At 69.9% G+C, this 20,753-nt stretch carries 17 protein-coding genes; 7 read left to right on the forward strand and 10 right to left on the reverse strand.

Going from position 1 to position 20,753, the window contains the following annotated elements; genetic code table 11:
- Positions 1-155: 155 nt before the first annotated feature.
- Both RIC11_RS19030 and RIC11_RS19035 read right to left on the reverse strand, forming a co-directional pair.
- Positions 156-1,706 (reverse strand): mercuric reductase, encoded by a 1,551-nt coding sequence (locus tag RIC11_RS19030; RefSeq protein WP_350213930.1) that lies wholly within the window; start codon positions 1,704-1,706, stop codon positions 156-158.
- 53 nt (positions 1,707-1,759) lie between these two features.
- On the reverse strand, positions 1,760-2,527 hold the full coding sequence (locus tag RIC11_RS19035) for a TVP38/TMEM64 family protein (protein ID WP_350213932.1): 768 nt from the start codon (positions 2,525-2,527) through the stop codon (positions 1,760-1,762).
- 237 nt (positions 2,528-2,764) lie between these two features.
- Here RIC11_RS19035 and RIC11_RS19040 point away from each other — a divergent pair, with 237 nt between their 5' ends.
- The 4 genes from RIC11_RS19040 (at position 2,765) to RIC11_RS19055 (ending at position 7,358) form a co-directional block, all read left to right on the forward strand.
- Positions 2,765-3,421 carry a metallophosphoesterase family protein gene (locus RIC11_RS19040; protein ID WP_350213934.1) on the forward strand — a complete coding sequence of 219 codons (657 nt, stop codon included), beginning with the start codon at positions 2,765-2,767 and terminating at the stop codon, positions 3,419-3,421.
- Between the two features lie 124 nt (positions 3,422-3,545).
- Complete coding sequence (locus RIC11_RS19045; protein WP_350213936.1) at positions 3,546-4,349, forward strand: ABC transporter permease; 804 nt, start codon at positions 3,546-3,548, stop codon at positions 4,347-4,349.
- A gap of 148 nt (positions 4,350-4,497) precedes the next feature.
- Positions 4,498-5,508 (forward strand): ABC transporter substrate-binding protein, encoded by a 1,011-nt coding sequence (locus RIC11_RS19050; RefSeq protein ID WP_350213938.1) that lies wholly within the window; start codon positions 4,498-4,500, stop codon positions 5,506-5,508.
- A 26-nt stretch (positions 5,509-5,534) separates the two neighbouring features.
- Complete coding sequence (locus RIC11_RS19055) at positions 5,535-7,358, forward strand: glycoside hydrolase family 113 protein (protein WP_350213940.1); 1,824 nt, start codon at positions 5,535-5,537, stop codon at positions 7,356-7,358.
- A 25-nt stretch (positions 7,359-7,383) separates the two neighbouring features.
- Here RIC11_RS19055 and RIC11_RS19060 read toward each other — a convergent pair whose 3' ends face one another.
- On the reverse strand, positions 7,384-8,088 hold the full coding sequence (locus tag RIC11_RS19060; RefSeq protein WP_350213942.1) for a hypothetical protein: 705 nt from the start codon (positions 8,086-8,088) through the stop codon (positions 7,384-7,386).
- Between the two features lie 404 nt (positions 8,089-8,492).
- Here RIC11_RS19060 and RIC11_RS19065 point away from each other — a divergent pair, with 404 nt between their 5' ends.
- Together RIC11_RS19065 and RIC11_RS19070 are read left to right on the forward strand one after the other, a co-directional pair.
- A complete protein-coding gene (locus RIC11_RS19065; RefSeq protein WP_350213944.1) occupies positions 8,493-8,876 on the forward strand; it encodes a DUF1622 domain-containing protein in 384 nt (127 codons plus the stop codon).
- Positions 8,877-8,970: 94 nt separating this feature from the next.
- Complete coding sequence (locus RIC11_RS19070) at positions 8,971-10,503, forward strand: FAD-dependent oxidoreductase (protein ID WP_350213946.1); 1,533 nt, start codon at positions 8,971-8,973, stop codon at positions 10,501-10,503.
- 195 nt (positions 10,504-10,698) lie between these two features.
- Here RIC11_RS19070 and RIC11_RS19075 read toward each other — a convergent pair whose 3' ends face one another.
- The 7 genes from RIC11_RS19075 to RIC11_RS19105 form a co-directional block, all read right to left on the reverse strand.
- Positions 10,699-11,055 (reverse strand): ATP-dependent Clp protease adaptor ClpS, encoded by a 357-nt coding sequence (locus tag RIC11_RS19075; RefSeq protein WP_350213948.1) that lies wholly within the window; start codon positions 11,053-11,055, stop codon positions 10,699-10,701.
- A gap of 477 nt (positions 11,056-11,532) precedes the next feature.
- Positions 11,533-13,518, reverse strand: a complete 1,986-nt coding sequence (nagB, locus tag RIC11_RS19080; RefSeq protein ID WP_350213950.1) for a glucosamine-6-phosphate deaminase — start codon at positions 13,516-13,518, stop codon at positions 11,533-11,535.
- Positions 13,519-13,690: 172 nt separating this feature from the next.
- Positions 13,691-14,788, reverse strand: coding sequence for a Gfo/Idh/MocA family protein (locus RIC11_RS19085; protein WP_350213952.1), 1,098 nt, complete (start codon positions 14,786-14,788; stop codon positions 13,691-13,693).
- An 84-nt stretch (positions 14,789-14,872) separates the two neighbouring features.
- Entirely contained in the window at positions 14,873-15,724 is an 852-nt protein-coding gene (locus tag RIC11_RS19090) for a sugar phosphate isomerase/epimerase family protein (protein ID WP_350213953.1), read from the reverse strand.
- A gap of 62 nt (positions 15,725-15,786) precedes the next feature.
- Positions 15,787-17,154 carry a nucleoside permease gene (locus tag RIC11_RS19095; protein ID WP_350213955.1) on the reverse strand — a complete coding sequence of 456 codons (1,368 nt, stop codon included), beginning with the start codon at positions 17,152-17,154 and terminating at the stop codon, positions 15,787-15,789.
- Positions 17,155-17,221: 67 nt separating this feature from the next.
- Positions 17,222-18,298: a calcium/sodium antiporter gene (locus RIC11_RS19100; protein ID WP_350213957.1), complete on the reverse strand. Its 1,077-nt coding sequence runs from the start codon at positions 18,296-18,298 to the stop codon at positions 17,222-17,224.
- Between the two features lie 144 nt (positions 18,299-18,442).
- Positions 18,443-19,996, reverse strand: a complete 1,554-nt coding sequence (locus RIC11_RS19105; RefSeq protein ID WP_350213959.1) for a 2-isopropylmalate synthase — start codon at positions 19,994-19,996, stop codon at positions 18,443-18,445.
- A gap of 430 nt (positions 19,997-20,426) precedes the next feature.
- On the opposite strand from RIC11_RS19105, the gene RIC11_RS19110 reads away from it, so the two are divergent.
- Positions 20,427-20,666 (forward strand): hypothetical protein, encoded by a 240-nt coding sequence (locus tag RIC11_RS19110; RefSeq protein ID WP_350213961.1) that lies wholly within the window; start codon positions 20,427-20,429, stop codon positions 20,664-20,666.
- The last annotated feature ends 87 nt before the right edge of the window (positions 20,667-20,753 follow it).

A 20,753-nucleotide genomic window follows, 5' to 3' on the forward strand; every position in this document is an offset into this window, starting at 1 on the left:
AATTGGTCTCGCGCAGAGACGCAGAGACGCAGAGGAAAGCTGAGTATGGGCCAACAGACTGGGCCCGCTGACCAGCAATATGCCGCGCTGCGTTCGGATGGGCTACCGTGCCAGCGACAGCCCTCGGCGGCTCTGCGTCTCTGCGCGATAATTCCCTAGGTGCTCAGCCGAAGGATGAACCGCAGCACCCGCGCCGCGGTGGGCGTCAGTTTCGTTCGGCTGTACTGGTCGCCCGTCTTGCGGATCGCCTCGGCGACCGTCGGGTACGGGTGGATGCTCTGCGCGATCTTGCCGAGGCCGACGCCACCGGTCATCGCGATCGAGAGCGAGCCGATCAGGTCGCCCGCGTTCTCTCCGACGATCGTCGCGCCGACGATCCGGTCCGTTCCCTTCTTCACGTGGATCTTGACAAAGCCTTCGGTCGCGCCGTCGAGTATCGCGCGGTCGACCCCGTCGAAGTCTTGGCGGAAAGTCGTGATCGCCACGCCCTGCGCTTCGGCGTCCGACTCGGTCAGACCGACGTGCGCCAGCTCCGGCGACGTGTAGGTCGCCCACGGGATCACGAGCGAGCTCCGCTTCACCTTCCCGAATCGCAAGGGGGTGAACAGAGCGTTGCGCACCACCGCGCGGGCCATGAAGTCGGCCGCGTGCGTGAACTTCAGCGGCGAGCAGACGTCGCCGGCCGCGTAGACCTTCGCGTTCGTCGTCCGGAAGTGCTCGTCGACACGCACCCCCCGACGCGGATCGTACTCGACGCCGATCGCCTCCAGGCCCAGCCCCTCGACGTTCGGCGCGCGGCCCACAGCGATCAACAGCTTGTCGACGGTCGTATCGACCGGCCCACCGGGCGTGTCGGACCGCATGCGCACCCGATCGCCCGCCGGCGAGAGCCGCAGGTTCTCGCTCCGGTTGTGCAAGACGACGCCGTCCCGCTCCAGCGCCGCCTGGACGATGCGGCCCGCGTCGGCGTCGTCGCGCGGCAGGGCGGTCGCGTCCTGGTTGAAGACATGCACCCTCGATCCAAGGCGCGCGAACGCCTGAGCCATCTCGGCGCCGATCGGGCCCGCGCCGACCACCCCAAAGGCTTCTGGCCGCTCCGTCAGCGAAAAGACCGTCTCGTTCGTCAGGTAGCCCACGCCCGCCTGGGACAACGCCGCGAGCCCCTCGATCGGCGGCGCGGCGGCCCGCGCGCCGGTGGCGATCACCGCCTTCTTGAACACGAGGTCCTGCTCGCCGACGCGGACCGTGTCGCTGGCGACGAACTCCGCGTGGCCGAAATAAACGTCGACGCCCTTCTCTTCGCTAAACCGCTTCGCCGAGTCGGCCGGGCTGATGTCCGCCCGCAGGCGGCGCATCCGCTCCATCGCCGCGGCGAAGTCGACCTCCACCGAACCGCCGACCCGCACGCCGAACTCGCCCGCGCGCCGCACCGCAGCCGCCGCGCGGGCCGCGGCGATGACGCCCTTCGAGGGAACGCAGCCGACGTTGAGGCAGTCGCCGCCCAACAGGTTGCGCTCGACGAGCGCGACCTTCGCCCCCAGCCCAGCCGCCACCGCGGCCGATACGAGACCGGCCGTCCCGGCGCCGATCACGACCAGGTGATACGGCCCGCTGGGCGTCGGGTTCCGCCAGTCGGGCGGGCGGACGTTCGCCACCAGCCGCTGGTTGTGGGAGTCGGAAGGCCGCAGTTCCTCGGGGCCACGCATTGGGGTTACCGGTTATCAGTGGTCAGTGGTTGTGGCGTCTGTCACCTCGATTCTCACACGTCGCTCGCCACGGCCGGCGGCGACTCTTCCGCAAGCGCCCGCCGCGCCAGACGCGTCACCAACACCGTGACCGCCACGGTCGCCGCCAGGCCGACCCACAACAGCGCCTGCCGCGCAGCGCCCCCTTCGACATCGCCGGCGGCGAGTTGCGTTAGGTTGCCCGCGACCGTGCCGAGGTACACGTACATCACGGTCCCCGGCAGCATGCCGACGAAGCTCGCCAGCACGTAGTCGCGTAGGCGGACGCGTGTCGCCCCGTACAAGTAATTCAGCACGTTGAACGGGAACGCGGGGGACAGGCGCGTGAGGAGCACGATCTTCCATCCCGAACGCTCCACCGCGCGGTCGATCGCACCGAAGCGCTCGTGCCGGTCTGCGAGCGAGTCGACGAACCCGCGGGCCGCGTAGCGGCCGATCAAGAAGGCCGCGGTCGCCCCCAACACGCTACCGGCCGACACCGTGGCGGTTCCCACCACGAGGCCGAACGCGTAACCGGCGCCGAGCGTGAGCACCCAGCCCGGCGCCATCAACACGGTCGCCGCCACGTAAGCCACGATCAGCACCGCCGGCCCCCAGTACCCCAGGCCGCGCACCCACTCGATGAAGTCCGACGCGGCCGACGCGACCGGCAGCCGCCACGAAGCAATCGCCAGCACGGCGACCGCCGCGGCCAGGCCGGCGCGCTTCCAGCCCGAGCGGCCGCCGCCGTGCGGTTCGGCGGGCCCCGCTGGGGCGCGGTCGGCGGGCGGGGCGTTCGTCACGGGCGGTATCCGGATTGCAATAGGGCGCCGAGCGTCGACAGGCGCGTCGACGTGTCGAGACCGCAGATGGTACGAACTGTCGACGCCGCGGTTCAGCGGCCCCCGCTTGCCGCCCGCTCTATTGGTCGGGCGTTTTGTGAACCGAATCACCGTCGGGGGTACTTCGCTCCGCGTTCTGTGCGATACCTTACCCACGCGACGACCGCCCCGGGTCCCTTCACGACGATCCCCCTCCCCATGCCGAGAACCATTGCGATCGGCGACATCCACGGCTGCTCGTTGGCGCTCGACGCGCTGCTCGAAGCGATCCGGCCGGCCGAGGGGGATTGCCTCGTGGCGCTGGGCGACTACGTCGACCGGGGCCCCGACAGCCGCGGCGTGCTCGAGCGGATGCTGGCCCTCGAAGCCGACGGCCTGCTCGTTCCCCTGCTGGGGAACCACGAAGAGATGATGCTCGGCGCGATCCGCGGCTCCTCCCCGATCGGGTCCTGGCTGCGGCACGGCGGCATAGCGACCCTCCGCTCCTACGGCCCCCGCGCCGACCTCCGCGACGTGCCGACCGAGCACCAAGAGTTCATGCTGCGTTGCGTGCCCCACTTCGAGACCGACGGCGCGCTGTTCTTCCACGCCAACTACGTGGCCGACGAGCCCCTCGAGCGGCAACCCGCCGAGGCCCTCCGCTGGCAAAACCTGGCCGAGCACCTCCCGGGCCCCCACGTGTCGGGCAAGCGGGCGTTCGTCGGCCACTCGTCGCAGAAATCCGGCGAGGTGCTCGACCACGGCTACCTGGTCTGCCTCGACACCTACTGCCACGGCGGCGGCTGGCTCACCGCGATGGACACGGAGTCCGGCCAACTGTGGCAAGCGGCCGCCGATGGCCGGTTACGCCATTGAACCACATGGCGGTAGTCGTTGAACTACCACCAGAGCCTCGGGCGTCAGCCCGGGGAGTTGCGCCAGAGTCGACGCGGGTCATCGTGGTCCGAACCGCTGCCGGCCCCAGTCGAATACGAGCCCCATGCCCACAGCGACCGACCGCCGATCCGACCCACGCCGGCGCGCCATCCGCGCGGCCGCTCCGGTTGTGGTCGCACTGCTCGGGCTCGCCGTGTGGGAGGGCGTTGTCCGCTGGCGCGACGTGCCGCCGTTTGTCGTCCCCGCGCCGTCGGCCGTTTGGGCCTGCCTGGTCGACCAATGGTCCGTGCTCGCCCCCGCTTGGCTGGTGACGCTCCGCACGATGGCGATCGCGATCACGGCAGCCGTCCTCGGCGGCGTGTCGCTGGCGGTGCTGTTCTCGCTGTCCCCGGCGCTCGAGCTGAGCCTGTTCCCGTACGCGGTGGTGCTGCAGGTGACGCCGCTCGTCGCCGTGGCGCCGCTGCTGATGGTGTGGGTCGAGGACACGCGCTTGGTGCTCGTGCTGTGCGCGACGATCGTCGCCTTCTTCCCGATCCTCGCCGGCACGGCGGTCGGGCTCCGCAGCGTCGACCCCGGCTTGCGCGACCTGTTCGACCTGTACGGCGCCAGCCGCTGGCGCCGCCTGCGCCTGCTGCTCGCCCCCACCGCCCTGCCCTACTTCCTGGCCGGCCTCCGCACCGCGGTGAACCTCGCGCTGATCGGCGCGGTGGTCGGAGAGTTCGTGACCGGCGCGGCCGGCGCGCAGAGCGGCTTGGCCGCCGCGGTTTTCGAGGGCCAGTACCGGCTCGACACGCCGCTGATGTTCGCCGCGTTGGGGCTGATCTCGCTGACCGGCGTAGCCTGTTACTTCGCCACCCACCTGCTCAGCCAGTGGCTCTTGTCGCCGTGGCACGAGTCGACGCTCTGACTCCCACAGGCTCTCCTAACCGGGCTGGGTTCGGCCTAAACTTGCCCCCGGGGGCGCGGCTCGACGGCCCGGCGCCCCCCGCCTTCGCCCATCCCCCAGCGCCCATCCGTTAGCGCCCCGCCCCCCAAGCGCCCCGCCCCCAAGCGCCATGCCCGCCCGCTGCCTAGCGCTCTGCCTATTGCTCGCCGCGGCCGCCGCCGGGGCCGCGCAGCCCGTGACGCTCGCGCTGAACTGGAAGGCGCAGCCGGAACTCGGCGGCTTTTATCAGGCGCTGGCGGCCGGTCACTACGCCGACGCAGGCCTCGACGTGGCGATCCGTTTGGGCGGACCGCAGATCAACAACCGCCCGTTGCTGCCGACCGGCCGGGTCGACTTCTTGATCGGCACCAACCTGCTCACCGCGTTCGACGCGGCCAAGCAACGCATCCCCACCCGCGTTGTGGCCGCCATGCTGCAGAAGGACCCCCAGTGCCTACTCAGCCACGCCGACGGGCCGCACGCGACCTGGGACGACCTCAAGCGCGCCCCCCTGCTGATGGGCGCGCCGGGGCGGCACAGCTTCTTCTTGTGGCTCGAGTCGCAGCACGGGTTCCGCCGCGCGCTGCTGCGGCCGTACAACCACAGCCTGGCGCCCTTCCTGGTCAACAAAGACTGGGCCGTGCAGGGCTACGTGACCGCCGAGCCGGAACGGATCGTCGAGGCCGGCGCGCCCGAGCCGCGTGTTTTCTTGCTGGCGGACAACGGCTGGGGCAGCTACTCGACGGTGCTCGAAACCCGGCAGGAGCTGATCGACCGACAGCCGGGGTTGGTCCAAGCGTTCGTCGACGCGTCGGTCCTCGGCTGGGTCGAGTACCTCTACGGCGACCGCTCCGACGCCGACCGCTTGATCCTCCGCGACAACCGCGACATGTCCCAGAGCCAGATCGACGCGTCGGTCGCCATGATGCGGCGGCGCGGCCTGGTCGATTCGGGCCTCGCGCTCGAACAAGGGATCGGCGCGATCGACGCCCGGCGCGTCGGCGAGTTCTACCGCTCGATGGTCGATTCCGGTTTGTTCTCCGAAGGCGACCTCGACCCGGCCGACGCTTTCACCACCCGCTTCGTCAACCGCGGCGCCGGGCTCGCCCGCAAGGCCGAGCTGCTCGCCGCGGACGAATAACCACCGCGACAAAGGAAACCCTCCTGATGCGAACCGCCCCCATCGCGGCCGCCCTGGCCGTGTTAACCCTCGCCGGCTGCGGCAAGCCAGAACCACCCGTCGACGACCTTCCACAGAAGCTGGCCGACGCGATCACACAACTCGAAGCGAAGACCGTGGAGGTGTTCGAAGGGTTCGAGTCGGGCGACCCCATGGCGGCCGACGAGCCGATGCACGAGATCGGGAAGCCGCTGGTCGCCCTTAAGGAACTCGCTGGCAAGATCGAGATCGACGAGTCGACCTCGACCGCGATCGCAGACGCACGCGACAAGCTGTTGGAAGCTTTCGGCGAGTTGCACGAGCCGATGCACCACGGCGGCTTCCCCGACGACTTCGATTTCGAGCCGATCCGAGAAAAGCTGGTGGGCGGCCTCGCCGACTTACGCGAAGCCCTGCCCGAGGAGGTCGTCGCCCTGTTGCCGAAGTCCCCCGTCCCCGCCGTGCCGGCGGCGGGCAGCGAAGCGTCCGTCGACGAGCCACCCACCGACGCCCCCACCGACGCGCCGCGCAGCGAGTCCGACGAGCAACCGGAGTCCGACGCGGCGCCGGCGGCGGACGACGGCGCCGCCGCGACCGGCGCGACCGGCTCGCGGGTCGCCCGCGCGCCGGTCTGCCCTTCGGTCATGCTCTGGGACGAGCCTTCGCTCGACCTCGCCCCGGAGCGCGTCGCCCGCGTGGCCCGGCTGCTCGCCGACGCGCCGCCAGAGGCCCGCTGGGTGCAGCTCGTCCCGACGCTGCACGCGCGGCTCGCGCCGGACCTGTCGGTCCAGAGCTACGGCATGCTCCGCTCGCGCGACGGGCCGTGGCGCGATCCCGAGAACTTCGCCACGGCCGACAACGGCCTGGCCGACCGCCTCCGCACGGCGCTAGCGGAAGCGATCGGCCAGGCCGTTCGCCGTGGCCTCTCGGTGGCGATCCTGCCTCACATCGACTCGGCCGGCGGGCCCGTCGAAGCCTGGAGGAACGAATTCCGCTTCGACCCGGCCGCCACCTACGGGGGCGGGTCGTACGAGTCGCTCTTGCTCGGGCCCATCGCCGACGCGATCCAGCGGCAGGGGCGCGTCGGCCTGCGCGTCGATCTGGCCCTGTCCGGCGAGATGACGCGCTCGCTGCTCGAGCACCCGACCGCCTACCGCCAAACGCTCGCCACGCTCCGCACGCGGTTCGACGCGTCGCCTCGCACGTCGGGCGTGCGGCTGGGCGTTTCGCTCAACTGGGACGCCCACCCCGGCGGCGCCGCGCCCGACGCGGCCGCGCGCGCGGAGTTCGCCGCGCTCGTGGATGACTGCGACTTCATCGGCTTCTCGTGCTACGCGCCGGTCGGCGTGCCCCCCAAGCCGGCCGACTTCGCCGCCGCCACGCGCGGGTTCCTCCTCGGCCTCGAACGATTGGCCGGCCGCAAAACCGCGCCGCACCGGCTGGTGATCTCCGAAGTCGGCATCGGCGGCGGCCACCCGACCGCCGGCGACAACGCGCCCGCTTACCCGACGCCCGCCGAAGTCGCCGCGAACCCGGCGGCCGGCAGCGGCCGGCCCCGCTTCGATCCCTGGCGCAGCGCTCCGCTTAGCGACCTAAGGAGGAGCTACTACGCGGCGCTGCTCGGCTACTTGGCGGCGCCCGACCCGCCGGTCGAGCGGGCGTTCCTGTGGAGCGAAGGCCCATGGGACCCGCAGGGCGTCGCCGACGATCGGTACGCCGACACGCAGATCGCCCGCGCCATCGCCGAACACAACCGGACAAGCGTCCGTGCACGTGCACGCCGTGCGGCCCGCGCGGCCAGCGAAACGGGAGAGCGTCAAGCGACCCGATGAGGGCTACCGCCGAGCAGGCTAGCTGTCAGCTCAGCCGGCGTCGCGGCGTGATCGACCCGCACGAGATCCCCAGCGCGAGCACCGCGAGCGACGACGGCTCGGGCACGGCGGCTTCGAACATCACTGCGGCCGAGCGCATCGAGACAAACGTGTTCTGACCGGCCGTCTGAGTGACGAGGATGCCGCTCGAACCGTCGTAGTCGATCACGCCGAGCAACACCCACACGTCGCCGAAGCCGTTCCGCGGGTCGTTCGCCGTGTTCTGGTCGACCGACACATCGAAGGAGGCCGCGCCCGACACCACGGAGTAGCCGACTTCGCCGCCGCTGACGGTATCCGTGCCCGGCCAAGCGGCGTACACCCGGTAGGGACCCGCCTCGCCGCCGGCGAACCCCGTCGAGAAGACTTCCTCCCCGCCCAGGTCGACGCCCAAGAACGTCACCCCCGTGGCGAGGTTGTCGGCGTCCGACGTGGGGTCGTAGCGGTACACGTAGGTGTCCAGCTCGTTCACCCCGTTTCCGCCAAAGATCGAGTCCCCGACCGGCATGAGCGGCGCGACCGACGTGACGCTCGACGACGCCGTCGTCGTATCGCCCCCGAAGGTGAAATTCGGGCTCGGCGTGAAAGGGCCGTCGTCGGCGCCGTCCGTGTCCACCTGGACGAGGAAGGCAGCGGGGGCCCACGACGCGACCCCCATCGCCAGCGCAGCAAGCAGAACCGTGCGACACATGAGATCGGACTCCAGATGAAGAAACTGCCAACTCGCCAGCCAAACCGGCCAACACCCACAACGGGGGGTTGCGGCAGAGTCTCTGCATCCTAAGCACGGGCGAAAGGCGGCGCCAATCAGCGGCGCGGGAGAGACCCCTGAGCCTCGATATCCCGCCAAAAGCCGCGAAGCGGGCGCGGGTCCGTTGGACGGACGCCCCTAGAACACGGGCCGGACGCTTGAGGCCGGGGCGCCTTCGGCGACAAACTGTCGGGGCGCCGCGGAGGGAATACTGTTTGCTCCGCTAGCGGGGCGCACGCCGAGATCCACCCCGCCCCGCGCGGCTCGCCGGGCGCCTCGAAGCGACCGCGGCCGGCCCGCTCGTCCGGCCACCACTCGAGCAGCTGCAAACGGAGCGTGCGAAGATGATCGAAGGCGTCCAAACGATCGCCGAGTGGTGCGCGGGCGTCACCGAGCTGACCGGCGTCTTCTTGATCACCGGCCTCGTGTTGTTGGCGCTGGCGAGTGCGGCCCTCGAGACTCTCCGACACACGCCCACCCACCATGTCTTCAAGCAGACCAGGCTGCGCGTCGGGCGCGGCATCTTGCTGGGGCTGGAGTTCCTGGTGGCCGCCGACATCATCCACACCGTGGCCGTGGAGCTCACGTTCGAGACCGTCGGCGTGCTGGCGATCGTCGTTCTGATTCGCACGTTTCTCAGCTTCACGCTGACGGTCGAACTCGAAAACCGCTGGCCTTGGCAGCTCGGCGATCAGCAGCCCGAAGGGGAGCACCGCGGCGATCCATGAAACCCGGCCGATTCGCCCGCGTGCCGGCGCCCGTTTTGCGTAGACGCTCGCCCCTGAGCATGCTCCCCCTTCAATCAAGCGGCAGTGACTCGCCATGCCCGACGCAGAACAACCCATCCGCCGCTCGGTGTGGCGGCCGGCGGCGCCGCGACCAGCGCGCCCCGGTCTGGCCGGGAAACGAGAGACCGACGTCGTCGTCATCGGCGGGGGCATAGTAGGAACCACCACGGCGGTGCTCCTCCGCCGCGCCGGCCACGAGGTCACGCTCCTCGAGGCGACCACCGTCGGCAGCGGGACCACCGGCGGCTCGACCGGCAAGGTCACCGCCCTCCACGAGCAGGTCTACGCCAAGCTCGAAGAGAAATTCGACGCGTCCGCCGCGCGCCTGTACGCCCAGGCCAATCAGGCGGGCGTCGAGCAGGTCGCGGCGCTGGCCAACGAGATGAAGCCCGCGGGCGCCAGGTGTCGCTTCGAGCGACGCATGGCGTGCACCTACGCGGGCGACGAGGACCGCGTCGACGAGCTGCGGCAAGAGGCAGCCGCCGCCCGCCGGGCCGGCCTGCCGGTGGACGACGCGTCGACTCCCGACCTGCCCTTCCCGGTGGCCGCCGCCGCGAGCCTGCCCGACCAAGGCCAGCTCGATCCGTTCGCGTACTGCGAGGGGCTGGCGGACCTCCTCGAGCGCGAGGGGGGTCGCGTCTACGAGAACTCTCGGGTTGTCGACGTCGAAACCTCGGACGACGGCTGCGTGTGCCACTTGGCCAACGACGCTGCCCTGACCTGCCGCCACGTGGTGGTGGCCACGCTCTTGCCGTTCCTCGACCGCGGCGGCTACTTCGCCCGCACGTACCCGAGCCGCTCGTACGGGATCGCCGTCACGCTCAAGAAGCCGGCGCCGGCCGCCATGACGATCAACCTCGGCTCGCCCACCCGCTCGACCCGCGCCGGGGCGCGGCCGGACCAACTGATCGTCGTCGGCGAGCACCACAAGACGGGCCAAGACCCGCACACCGAGCGGCGCTACGCGGCGCTCGAGGCCTGGACGCGCGAGTGGTTCCCGGTCCGCTCGGTCGACTTCCGCTGGAGCGCCCAAGACTTCATGCCGGCCGACTCGGCGCCGTACATCGGCCACCTCGCGCTGGGCGGCGACCGGCTGTACACGGCGACCGGCTTCAGCAAGTGGGGGCTGGCCGCCGGCGCCGCCGCGGCCGTGATGCTGACCGACCTCGTCGGCGGCCGGCGCAACCCGTGGCTGGAGCTGTTCGACGCCACCCGGACCGACGTGCTCCCCTCGGCCAAGAAGGCCCTCACCGAGAACCTCGATGTCGCCAAGCGCTTCGTCGGCGACCGCCTGAGCGCGATCGCCGCCCCCAACGCCAGCGATCTCAAGCCCGGCGAGGGCGCGATCGCCGAGCTCGACGGCGACAAGCTGGCGGTGTACCGCGACGACGCCGGCGCCCTCCACGCGTGCTCGCCCGTTTGCACGCACCTGGGGTGCTACGTGCAATGGAACCCGGCCGAGACCACCTGGGACTGCCCCTGCCACGGCTCCCGCTTCACCACCGACGGCGAGGTCGTCCAAGGCCCCGCGGTGAAGCCGCTGGAGCGCAAAGCCGCGTCGAGGTGACGGCCAGCGGCGCGGGGCGTGCGCGGCACACGAGGCGAACGGGCGCCCACGCCCCTCTTGTCGCTTTGCGAACCCGACACGCGTTCGCAAGAACCAAGCACGGCTCGCGCGATCACTCGCTTACGAGTGTCGGGGCTAACCGTTAAGGAATAAGCCGGTAAGCAAGGCCTCGTCACTTCGAGGAGACCCCTGCGGTCACTCCCCCGGCAGCGGCTCGACGCTGACCCGCAGCGGGCCGGCGCCGCGGGTTGCAGCGATCGGGTCGGGGCCGCAGGACTCGACTTGCTCGGCCTTCAGCTCGGCCAGCTCCTTCGTGCCGCTCCACACGATCGCGCGGCCCGTGTCGTGCGCGCCGAGCATCAGGTCGACGGCCTTCGCCCGCTCGTAGCCGAACACCTTCTGCAGCACCGACACGACGAACGGCATCGAGTTCAGCTCGTCGTTGTGCAGCACCACAGCGTGCGGCGGCTGGCGCTTCGGGCGCGGGGAGCTCTCCGGCCGCCGCTTGGGGCGGACGACGGTCTGCTCGATCGGCTGGGCGGCGTCGGACACGGGCGACCCCCTTTCGGCGAGGCAAGAACGGCGGCGATCGATCGGCCGATCGACCCGGCCCCCATTCTACCGGCCGGCGCCCGGTCGAGTCGAAGACGAATCTACCGACGCGCCGAGAAACGCGGCCCCGGCCAATTCGGCCATGCCCGCCGCCCCGCCGTGCGACAATCGCCGGATTTGCCCGCCGCCTGGTGCAGCTAGCGAAGCGCCAACCGAACAGCCCGAACGCCCTCGAATGACGCTGGCGGGGAACGCCTTAATGCGGACGGCAGCCCTGTCAATGACGAACCTTCCGAGACGGACGCGCGCACCTGTCGTGGAACGCGCAGCGACCGGTGTAACGAAACCCCAAGCGCCTGGCGGGCAATGGGTTAGCGGGGGTTTCGTTACAGGTTTCGTGACAAACGGCGTGTTGCGTGTGGCGCGCTCGGTGTCACGATTCGAATCCGGCGATCGGTGGGGCGTCCGCCGCGGGGCTCAGAACACGCCGTGCAGGTCGCCCTTCCAACGGACGAAGCCCTCGATGCCCTCGAACTCCGACAGGCCGAGCTGGTCGTACAGCTCGGCGCAGCCGCGGTTGCGGTCTTCGGCGCGTTGCCAGAACTCGCGCGGGTCGGTCCCCGGGAAGAGGGCTTTGTCCTTCTGCGACTCGTGCTTGAAGATCGCGGTGCGCTTGCGCATCAGCTCCATCGGGCTGAGCGGCACGGCCATCTCGATCTGGTGGGGCTCCCACTCTTGCCACGCGCCGCGGTACAGCCACACGGTGCAGTTGGCGAACCAGTCGCGGTCGCGGAGCCGGTCGCACGCGGTGAGGATCGCCCGCAGGCACGTGCGGTGGGTGCCGTGGGGGTCGGACAGGTCGCCGGCCGCGTACACCTGGTGGGGCTGGACCCTTTCGAGCAGGTCGACCACGAGCTGGATGTCGTCCTCGCCGAGCGGGTTCTTCCGCACGCGGCCGGTCTGGTAGAAGGGCATGTCCATGAACACACACCGCTCTTCCGGCACGCCGGCGATCCTCGCTCCGGCGCGGGCCTCGGTGCGGCGGATGAGGCCCTTGATGGCTTGGACCTCGGGGCTGTCGACCTGGCCGGGCTGCTTGTTCTTGAGGAACGTCTCGACGTGCTCCTCGAGCTTGGCGGTCTGCTCGGGGTCGATGCCGAACATCCGATTGAACTCGGACATGAACTCCGCGTACCGCACGGCGTCGTCGTCGAACACGGCCACGTTGCCCGACGTCTGGTACGCGATCGTGACCTCGTGGCCTTGGTCGCACAGGCGGATCAGCGTGCCGCCCATGGAGATCACGTCGTCGTCCGGGTGGGGCGAGAAGCACACGACACGCTTCGGGAAGATGTCGTCGTGCGCCTGGCGGCGGTCGCCGGGCTGGCGGCGTTCGGGGGGCTTGCCGCCGGGCCAGCCGGTGATGGTGGCTTGCAGCTGTCGGAAGACCTGCAGGTTGATGTCGTACGCGCGGCCCTTCTTGGCGAGCAGCTCTTGCAGTCCCTCTTCGTTGTAGTCCTCTTCGGTGAGCTTGAGGATCGGCTTGTCGAGCCGTCGCGCGAGCCAGATGACGGCCTTGCGGATCCAGTCGTCGTCCCACTGGAACACGCCGCCGGGGCCCGACGAGAGCGGCCCGAGCAGCCACGGCGCGCGGTAGCGGGTGAGGCTCTCGGCGGCCGCCTGGTCGAGCACGACCTTCGCGTTGGCGTGGTCCTGCAGGAAGCTGGCCGCGACGATCGGGGTGACCTCGCCCTCGACGGTGCGGGCGACGATGTCGGCCTTGTTCTCGCCGAACGCGATCAAGTAGACCTGCCGCGCCTCGAGGATGGTGCCCACGCCCATGGTGATCGCTCGGCGGGGCACGTACTCCTCGCCGAAGAAGTCGGCCGCGGCGTCTTGGCGGGTCTTCTTGTCGAGCGTGATCATGCGGGTGCGGCTCTCGCGGCCCGAGCCGGGCTCGTTGAAGCCGATGTGGCCGGTGCGGCCGATGCCGAGGATCTGCACGTCGATCCCGCCCAGCTCTTGGATCCGCCGCTCGTACTGGGCGCAGTGCTCGAGGACCTCTTCCTCGGGCAGCGTGCCGTCGGGGATGTGGACGTTCTCCCGGTCGATGTCGATGTGGTCGAACAGGTGCTCGTTCATGAAGCGGACGTAGCTCTGCAGCTCGTTGGGCTGCATCGGGTAGTACTCGTCCAGGTTGAACGTGTGCACGCCGGCGAAAGACAGCCCCTCCTCGCGGTGCAGCCGGACCAGCTCGCCGTAGACGGTCGTCGGCGTGCTGCCGGTCGCGAGGCCCAGCACGCACGGCTTGCCCTGGTCGGCGCGCTGGCGGATCAGGTCGGCGATCTGCCCGGCCACGTACTCGCTCGCCGAGCTCGCGTGGTCGAACACGCAGCAGGGGATTCGTTCGATCTGATTGACCGGGGCGAAGTCGTACACTTCGGGCTTCACTTCGGTGGCCATGGTGGGGGCGGGGCGTCGGCTAGCGGGGTCGAATGGCGGCGAGCGGGGGCGACCCCCCGTGAACCGCGATTATGAGCATCCACGGCCCCTCGGGCGCCGTGAAGTGAGTAGGCCTTTCCCGCGATTGCGCAAGCCGGGCCGGCCCCCGCGGGTCACGCAGACGCCGGCCAGTCTATACCCGGACCCGCTTGCCGGTCTGCAGGCTCCGGCTCTGCGCCTGACAGATCGAGATCGCGTCGCGGGCCAGCTCGGCGCCGAGCACCGGCGATTGCTCGCCGGCGCGGACGCAGCGGAGGACCTCCTTGAGCTCGCCGGCGAAGGCGTCCATCGGGTCGCCGCCGGCGAGGTGGGGCCGCTTCGCCTTGCCGCCTTCGGTCAGCACCGTCGGCGGGCAGAGATAGCCGGCCTCGTCGCCGATCACCGCAAAATCGAAGACCAGCGTGGCCCGCTCCAGGTGCAGCTCGAAGGCGTGCTGGAAGGGCCGGCCTTGCTGGTTGATCGTGCCGCTGGTCGCCGTGACGGCGACGGCTTCGGGCTTCGGGCTTCGGGCTTCGGACGCGCGCCGAGGCCCGACGCCGGAAGCCTGAGGCCCATATTCGAACTGGGTGCTCCAGAACTCGGGCAGGCCTTCTCGCAGTCGGCCGCAGGTGGTCACGGCTGTCGGCTTTCCGAACAGCAAGCGGATGAGGTGGGCGTCGTGCACGTGGAGGTCGAGCATCGGCCCGCCGATCCGCTCCGCGTCCCAGTAGTGGCTGAGCCAAGCGGGGTCGGAGATCACCCGCTTGAACGACCCGCCGAGCAGCCGGCCGTGCTTGCCGCTTTGCACTTCCTTCAAGGCCCAAGCGTACTCGGGGAAATACGGCAGCACGTGCCCGACGAGCAGCAGCCGCTCGGCCTTGTCCGCGGCCCGCTGCATGCGGTCGCAGTCGGCGGGGCGCATAGCCATCGGCTTTTCGCAGAAAACGTGCTTGCCGGCGGACAACGCGCGGCAGGCGGCGTCGGCGTGCAGCGCGGGCGGCAGGGTGATGTCGATCAGGTCGAGCGACTCGTCGGCGATCAGCTCGTCGAGCGACTCGTAGGCCGCCACGCCGGACAGGTCCATCCGCTCGCCGGGCGGGCCGAAGTTGCCCTGGATGCCCCGCCAGTCGCCGGAGCGCTTCTCGGGGTCGGGGTCGCAGATCGCAGCGACCTTGGCGCCGCGCAGCTTCTGGTAGGTCAGGTAATGGACCATCCCCATGAAGCCGACGCCGGCGATGCCGATCTTGAGCATGGAAAAGGCTGGAGGCTGGGGGCCGTAGGCTTGAGGGAGGCTTCGGTGACGCTGGCCTGTCGTTCGATCACCCGCTGCAATGGGTCACCCGAGAGATCGCAGCAGTTCCAGCGCCGAGCCGATCTCGGCCTTTTGGCGGTCGGGCTCTTGGGGGATCTCGCGCTCGATCGTGAGCGGGCCCTGGTAGCCGATCTTGTCGAGCACATCGAGGAACGCTTTGAAGTCGACGTCGCCCTGGCCGAGCGGCGTCTCCTCGCCCCAGGTCTCGCCGGGGCGGTCGCTCCACTTGGCGTCCTTGCAGTGGACGCTGCGCACGTGGCCGCCGAGTTGCTCGAGGGCCGGCAACGGCTCGCCGCAGCCGTAGAGGATCATATTGGCTGGGTCGAAGTTCACGCCGAGGTTCTGCCGATCGCAAGCCGCAAGGAACTCCAGCAGCACGCCGGCCGGCTCTTGGCCGGTCTCCAGGTGAACGGCCTGGCCGTGCGGGGCGCAGTGGTCGCAGATCGCCTGCGTGGCGGCGACGATCTGAGCGAAACCCTCGGAGTCGGCGTCGTGGGGCACGAAGCCCACGTGCAGGCCGACCGGCGCCGGGCCGCCGATGTAGCTAGTGGCTTCGGTCGAGAGCCGCCGCGCGAAATCGGCGATCTCCTTCAGCTCCGCGAGCCGCTCGGCGCGGGTCGCCGGCGGGAACAGGCCGACGGTCCGCTGCGTGGTGGGGATGTCGGCGTAGCTCTCGCCGTCGAAGCCGGCGAACACGACCGAGATCTTGATGCCCAGCTCTTCGAGCCTCCCGCGGAACGCGGCCGCGTTGGCCTCGGTCCGGCTCGCGCGGTGCGGCGAATGGAGGTGCACCGTGGGCACGCCGAGCTCGTGGGCCACGTCGAGGCGCACGCCGAGGCCCGCGTCGATGCTTGCGAAAACGCCGAGGGGACGCATGGGATTGCGGATTGGGGATTTTGGATTGCGGATTGGGGGGGCGACGCCGGATGGCGCCGCTGCTAGGCCGGCATGCCTTCGCCGCCGGCCGGGCCGGTCTCGTCGAGCGGCTCGCCGAGCGCCGCGCCGCGGTCGACTCGGTCCCAGAAGGCCAGGGCGAACACCACCATGATGGCCGCCGCCATGTATGCCGGGGTGAGCCAGAAGTCCTTCCACTGCTCCATGGTCTCGGCCAGCAGCTGCTGGTCGACCCCCTCGGGGAGCCGGCGGCTGAGCATCTCGCCGAAACGCTCGAAGTAGCCCAGCTCGGTGGCGGGCCGGGCCGCGTCGATCGCGTCGGCGAGCTCTTGTTGGCGGGTCATCGTGGCCTTGAACAGGCGGCCGGCGACCTCGTAGCCGATCAGCATCCCGACGCCCTGCGTGAAGAACACCAGCATGCTCTGCGCCTGGTTGCGCACGCCGGCGGGGGCCTTCTGGTCGGTGTACATGAAGCCCGTGACGAAGAAGAAGTCGTAGCAGATGCCGTGCAGGACCACGCCGAGCAGCAGCATCCAGGTGACCTGGTCCGGGGCGCCGAACGCGAACAGCAGGTAGCGGGCGACCCACGCGGCCATGCCGATGAGGATCATCCACTTCACGCCCAGGCGGCGGAAGAAGAACGGGATCAGCAGCATGAAGACGATCTCGCTCATCTGGCCGAGCGTCATCGTCGAGGCGGGCTGCGTGAAGCCGGTCTGGGCGAGGATGCCCGACGCGTATTGGTAGTAGTACGCCAGCGGGATACAGATGAGCGTCGAGCAGATGATGAAGACCGCGAACGGCGCGCTCTTCATCAGGCCGAACGCGTCGACCATCAGCAGGCTGCCCATGTCCAGCGGCTTGCCCTTGGCCGGCGGCGGCGTGTGCGGCAGCGTGAAGCTGTACAGGCCGAACACGGCCGACGCGCCGGCCGCCAGGTAGAGGATCTTGGTGGTCGCGTCCCAGCCCAGGCCGCCGACCAGCAGGCCCGCGACGATCCAGCCGATCGTGCCCCACACGCGGATCGCCGGGAACTTGTTCTGGTCGTCGATATTCGCGAAGGCGATCGAGTTGCCCAGGCCGAGCGTCGGCATGTAGCAGAGCATGTAAGCGATGAAGAGCGCGACCGCCAGGCCGCCGTCGCCGGCCTCGACCGCGCCGGCCGCCGCCCACATCAGCCCGGCGCCGAGGAGCATCAGCACCCCCTGCACGATCTGCGAAGGGAACAACCGGTCGGCGATCAACCCCAGGAACAGCGGCGCGATGATCGCGGCGATCGGCGCGCTCTGGTAGGCGCGGGGCGTGTAGTCGCCGAGGTCCTCGGCGGCCATGCACAGGAACAAGGTTACGAACCACGCCCCCCAGGTGAAGAACTGGAGGAACATCATCACGCTCAGTCGGGTCGTGACCATCGCTTCGGCGGCTCGCTTGCGGGGAAGAGAAGAGCAGACGGCAAACCGTAGCCGCGGCGGCGCGGCCTCAACCGCCCCGCCGACGCTTCACGGCAAGCCACACCATAGCTGCCGCTAGCGGCGCCAGGAAACCCGCCAGGGAACCGTAGCCCGGCGCCAGGCCCACCACGGCGAACGAATAGACCAGCCACGCAAGGTAGGCGAGGTAGTACAGCAGCATGGCCGCCCCCTCCGGGCGGGTCACCTCGCGGCCGGTCAGGAAGACCGGGAAGCAGACCACCGACACGGCCAGCATCAGCGGGATGTCGAACCGCAGCGACTGCCCGTCGACGTTCACCCCGTCGGGCGCCACGATGGCCGACAGGCCGAGCACCGAGAGGATGTTCAGCACGTTGCTGCCGACCACGTTGCCCACGGCCAGGTCGCGCTTGCCCCGCATGCTCGCCAGGACCGAGATCACCAGCTCCGGCAGCGAGGTCCCGATCGCCACGATCGTCAGCCCGATCACCAGCTCGCTCACGCCGAGCCGCTCGGCCAGCACCACGCAGCCATCGACAAGGTAGTCCGACCCGCCGATGAGCAGGATCAGGCCCCCTACGAGCGACATGCCGTTGGCCACGAACGCCCGCCAGGTCGCGGGGACCGGGTCGGGCGTGAGGTCGGCGAGTTCTTCTTCGAGGGCCTTGCCTTCGCGTTTGCCCTCCGTCACGGTCCACGCCAGGTAGAGGAACATGGCGATGGTGAGCGTGATCCCCTCGCCGCGCGAGAGCTCGCCGTCGGCGCCCAGCGCGTAGAGGGCGGCGGCCGCGGCGATCATCACGGGGATGTCGAGCCGGAAGAGCTGCCCGCTGACCGACAGCGGCGCCACGAGGGCCGCCGCGCCGAGGATGAACAGCAGGTTCGACAGGTTGCTGCCGACCACGTTGCCCACGGCCAGGTCGGTCTTGCCCACGTAGCACGACTGCACGCTCACGGCCAGCTCCGGCGCGCTGGTCCCCAGGGCGACCACCGTGAGGCCGATCACGAGCGGCGGCACCTTGGCCGCCGCGGCCAGGTTCGACGCGCCGCGCACGAGCAGCTCGCCGCCGACGATCAGCGCGACGAACCCGCCGAGTATCGAGAACGCGATCGTCGCGGGGTCCATGCCGATTGGTTGCCGATTCGAAGAAGGGGACGCGGGAACACGCGGATGTAGCGGATGACAGCGGATCTCGTGAGGGGCCTACCGGCGTGGATCCGCTGTATCCGCGGCGATCCGCGTCCTATCCGGTTGACGACCACGCCCGAATCAAACCGACTCCATCCGCTGGTCGACCTCCGGGCCGTTGCCGCTGATCGCGCGGTTCACGGTGGCGACGAACGCCATGGTGCTCGCCTCGACGGTGTCGGTGCTGACGCCGCGGCCCTTGTACACGCGGCCGTCGGCCACGGCTTCGATGTTGGCTTCGCCCTGGGCGTCCTTGCCGTGGGTGACGCTGTGCACGCGGAATTCGCGGACCTCGACCGCTTGGCCGGTGATCTTCTCGACCGCGCGGAACAGCGCATCGAGCGGGCCGTCGCCGCCGAAGAACGTGTCGGTGACCTTGTCGCCGTCGCCGCGGCGCAGGGTCACGGTCGCGCTGGGGACGCCGTCGGTCGTGGTCTTCACCTCGTACGACACGAGCGACCAGTCGTCGGCCGTGGCGCCGGACTGCTTGTCGACCAGGGCGATGAGGTCGGCGTCGTAGATTTCTTTCTTCTTGTCCGCGAGGCGTTTGAACGCTTCGAACACGTCGATCAATGTCTCGTTGTCGAGCTGGTAGCCGAGTGTCTTGATGCGATCGGCCAGGGCGGCCCGGCCGGAGTGCTTGCCGAGCACCAGGTCGGTCTTCGCGAAGCCGACGTCCTCGGGGCGCATGATCTCGTAGGTCGTGCGTTCCTTGAGCATGCCGTCTTGGTGGATGCCGGCCTCGTGGGCGAACGCGTTGCGGCCGACGATCGCCTTGTTCCGCTGGACCGACAGGCCGGTCACGCTGCTCACCAGCCGGCTGGTCGGCACCAGGCGCTGCGCGTTGACCCGCGTGTCGGCGTCGTAGTAGTCCGCGCGGGTCCGCAGCGCCATGACGACCTCTTCCAGCGAGCAGTTACCCGCGCGCTCGCCGATGCCGTTGATCGTGCACTCGACCTGCCCGGCGCCGTTCTCGACCGCCGCCAGGCTGTTGGCCACGGCGAGGCCGAGGTCGTCGTGGCAGTGGGCGCTGAGGACCGCCTTGTCGATGTTCGGCACGCGCTCCACGAGCGTGGCGAACACGCGGCCCATGTGCGTCGGCGTGGCGTAGCCGACCGTGTCCGGGATGTTCACCGTCGTCGCGCCGGCCGTGATCGCCGCCTCGACGACCCGGCAGAGGAAGTCCGGCTCGGTCCGCGCGGCGTCCTCGGGCGAGAACTCGATGTTGTCGCAGAGGTTGCGGGCGCGGGTCACGCCGGCGATCGCGCGTTGGACGATGTCCTCCTTGGTCATCTTGAGCTTGAATTCGCGGTGGATCGCGCTGGTGGCGAGGAACACGTGGATGCGCGGCGCCTCGGCCTGCTGCAGGGCCTCCCACGCGCGGTCGATGTCGTTGTCGTTGCAGCGGGCCAGGCCGCAGACCTGCACCCCTTTGGCCTGGCCGGCGACCGCGCGGACGGCCTCGAAGTCGCCCGGCGAGGCGATCGGGAAGCCGGCCTCGATCACGTCGACCCGCAGCCCGACGAGCGCCTCGGCCACCTCGAGCTTCTCGGCCAGGTTCATGCTGGCGCCGGGCGACTGCTCGCCGTCGCGGAGGGTGGTGTCGAAGATCGTGATCTGGCGGGGAGCGGACATCGCGCTAGCCTGCGAAGTGCTTGGGGGACGGGAGGGGACAGGATACGAAAAAACCCTGGGGCCGGAGGGGCCCCAGGGTTTGGCGAGTCTTTGGACTGCAAGGACGCGCGCCGCCGCTAGGACCCGTTGGGGCCTAGGAGGAGGAGCGGCAGTAGCAGAGCGGCTTGCATGGCGTTTTGAACTATGGCCCGACAATCGGGGCGGGTCAAGGTTCGCGCGGGGCCCGGCTCAACCCCGAAAGCCGGCTCAACCCCGAAAGGGAGCCGGAGAGCGTAAGCTCCCGGAGTATCTCCGGTTAATTGGAGTCCACCAAAAGGCCGGGGCACTCCGGGAGCTTACGCTTCCCGGGCTCTCTTTTCGCAGTCGATCTTGCTCGGGGGGCACGGCTGCGTTATCCGTCGACCGCTTAGAGCGATCAGCAGCGGCAGCCATGGACGAACCGGGCAAACACCTCGACCTGCATAGCGACGCTAGCGGCGAGCCCCCGCGCGGCGGGGATCGGCGCGGGCGGTTCCTCGGCGTTCATTTCGAGTGCTGCGGCGTGTACGCACGCATCTACCCCAACGCGGCGGGCGACGCTTACGTCGGGCATTGCCCGCGCTGCATGTCGCAGGTGCGGGTGGGGATCGGGCCGGGGGGCTCGGACAGCCGGTTCTTCACCGCCCGCTGACCTATCGCGGCTGGCCTTGCGACCGGCCTCGCTCTTCTTCTACGGTCCGCGGCCCATTGGGTCCGCCGTTTGCAGCCGCATTGTGTC

This window comes from Botrimarina sp. (genome assembly GCF_040219535.1).
Taxonomy (GTDB): Bacteria; Planctomycetota; Planctomycetia; order Pirellulales; family Lacipirellulaceae; genus Botrimarina.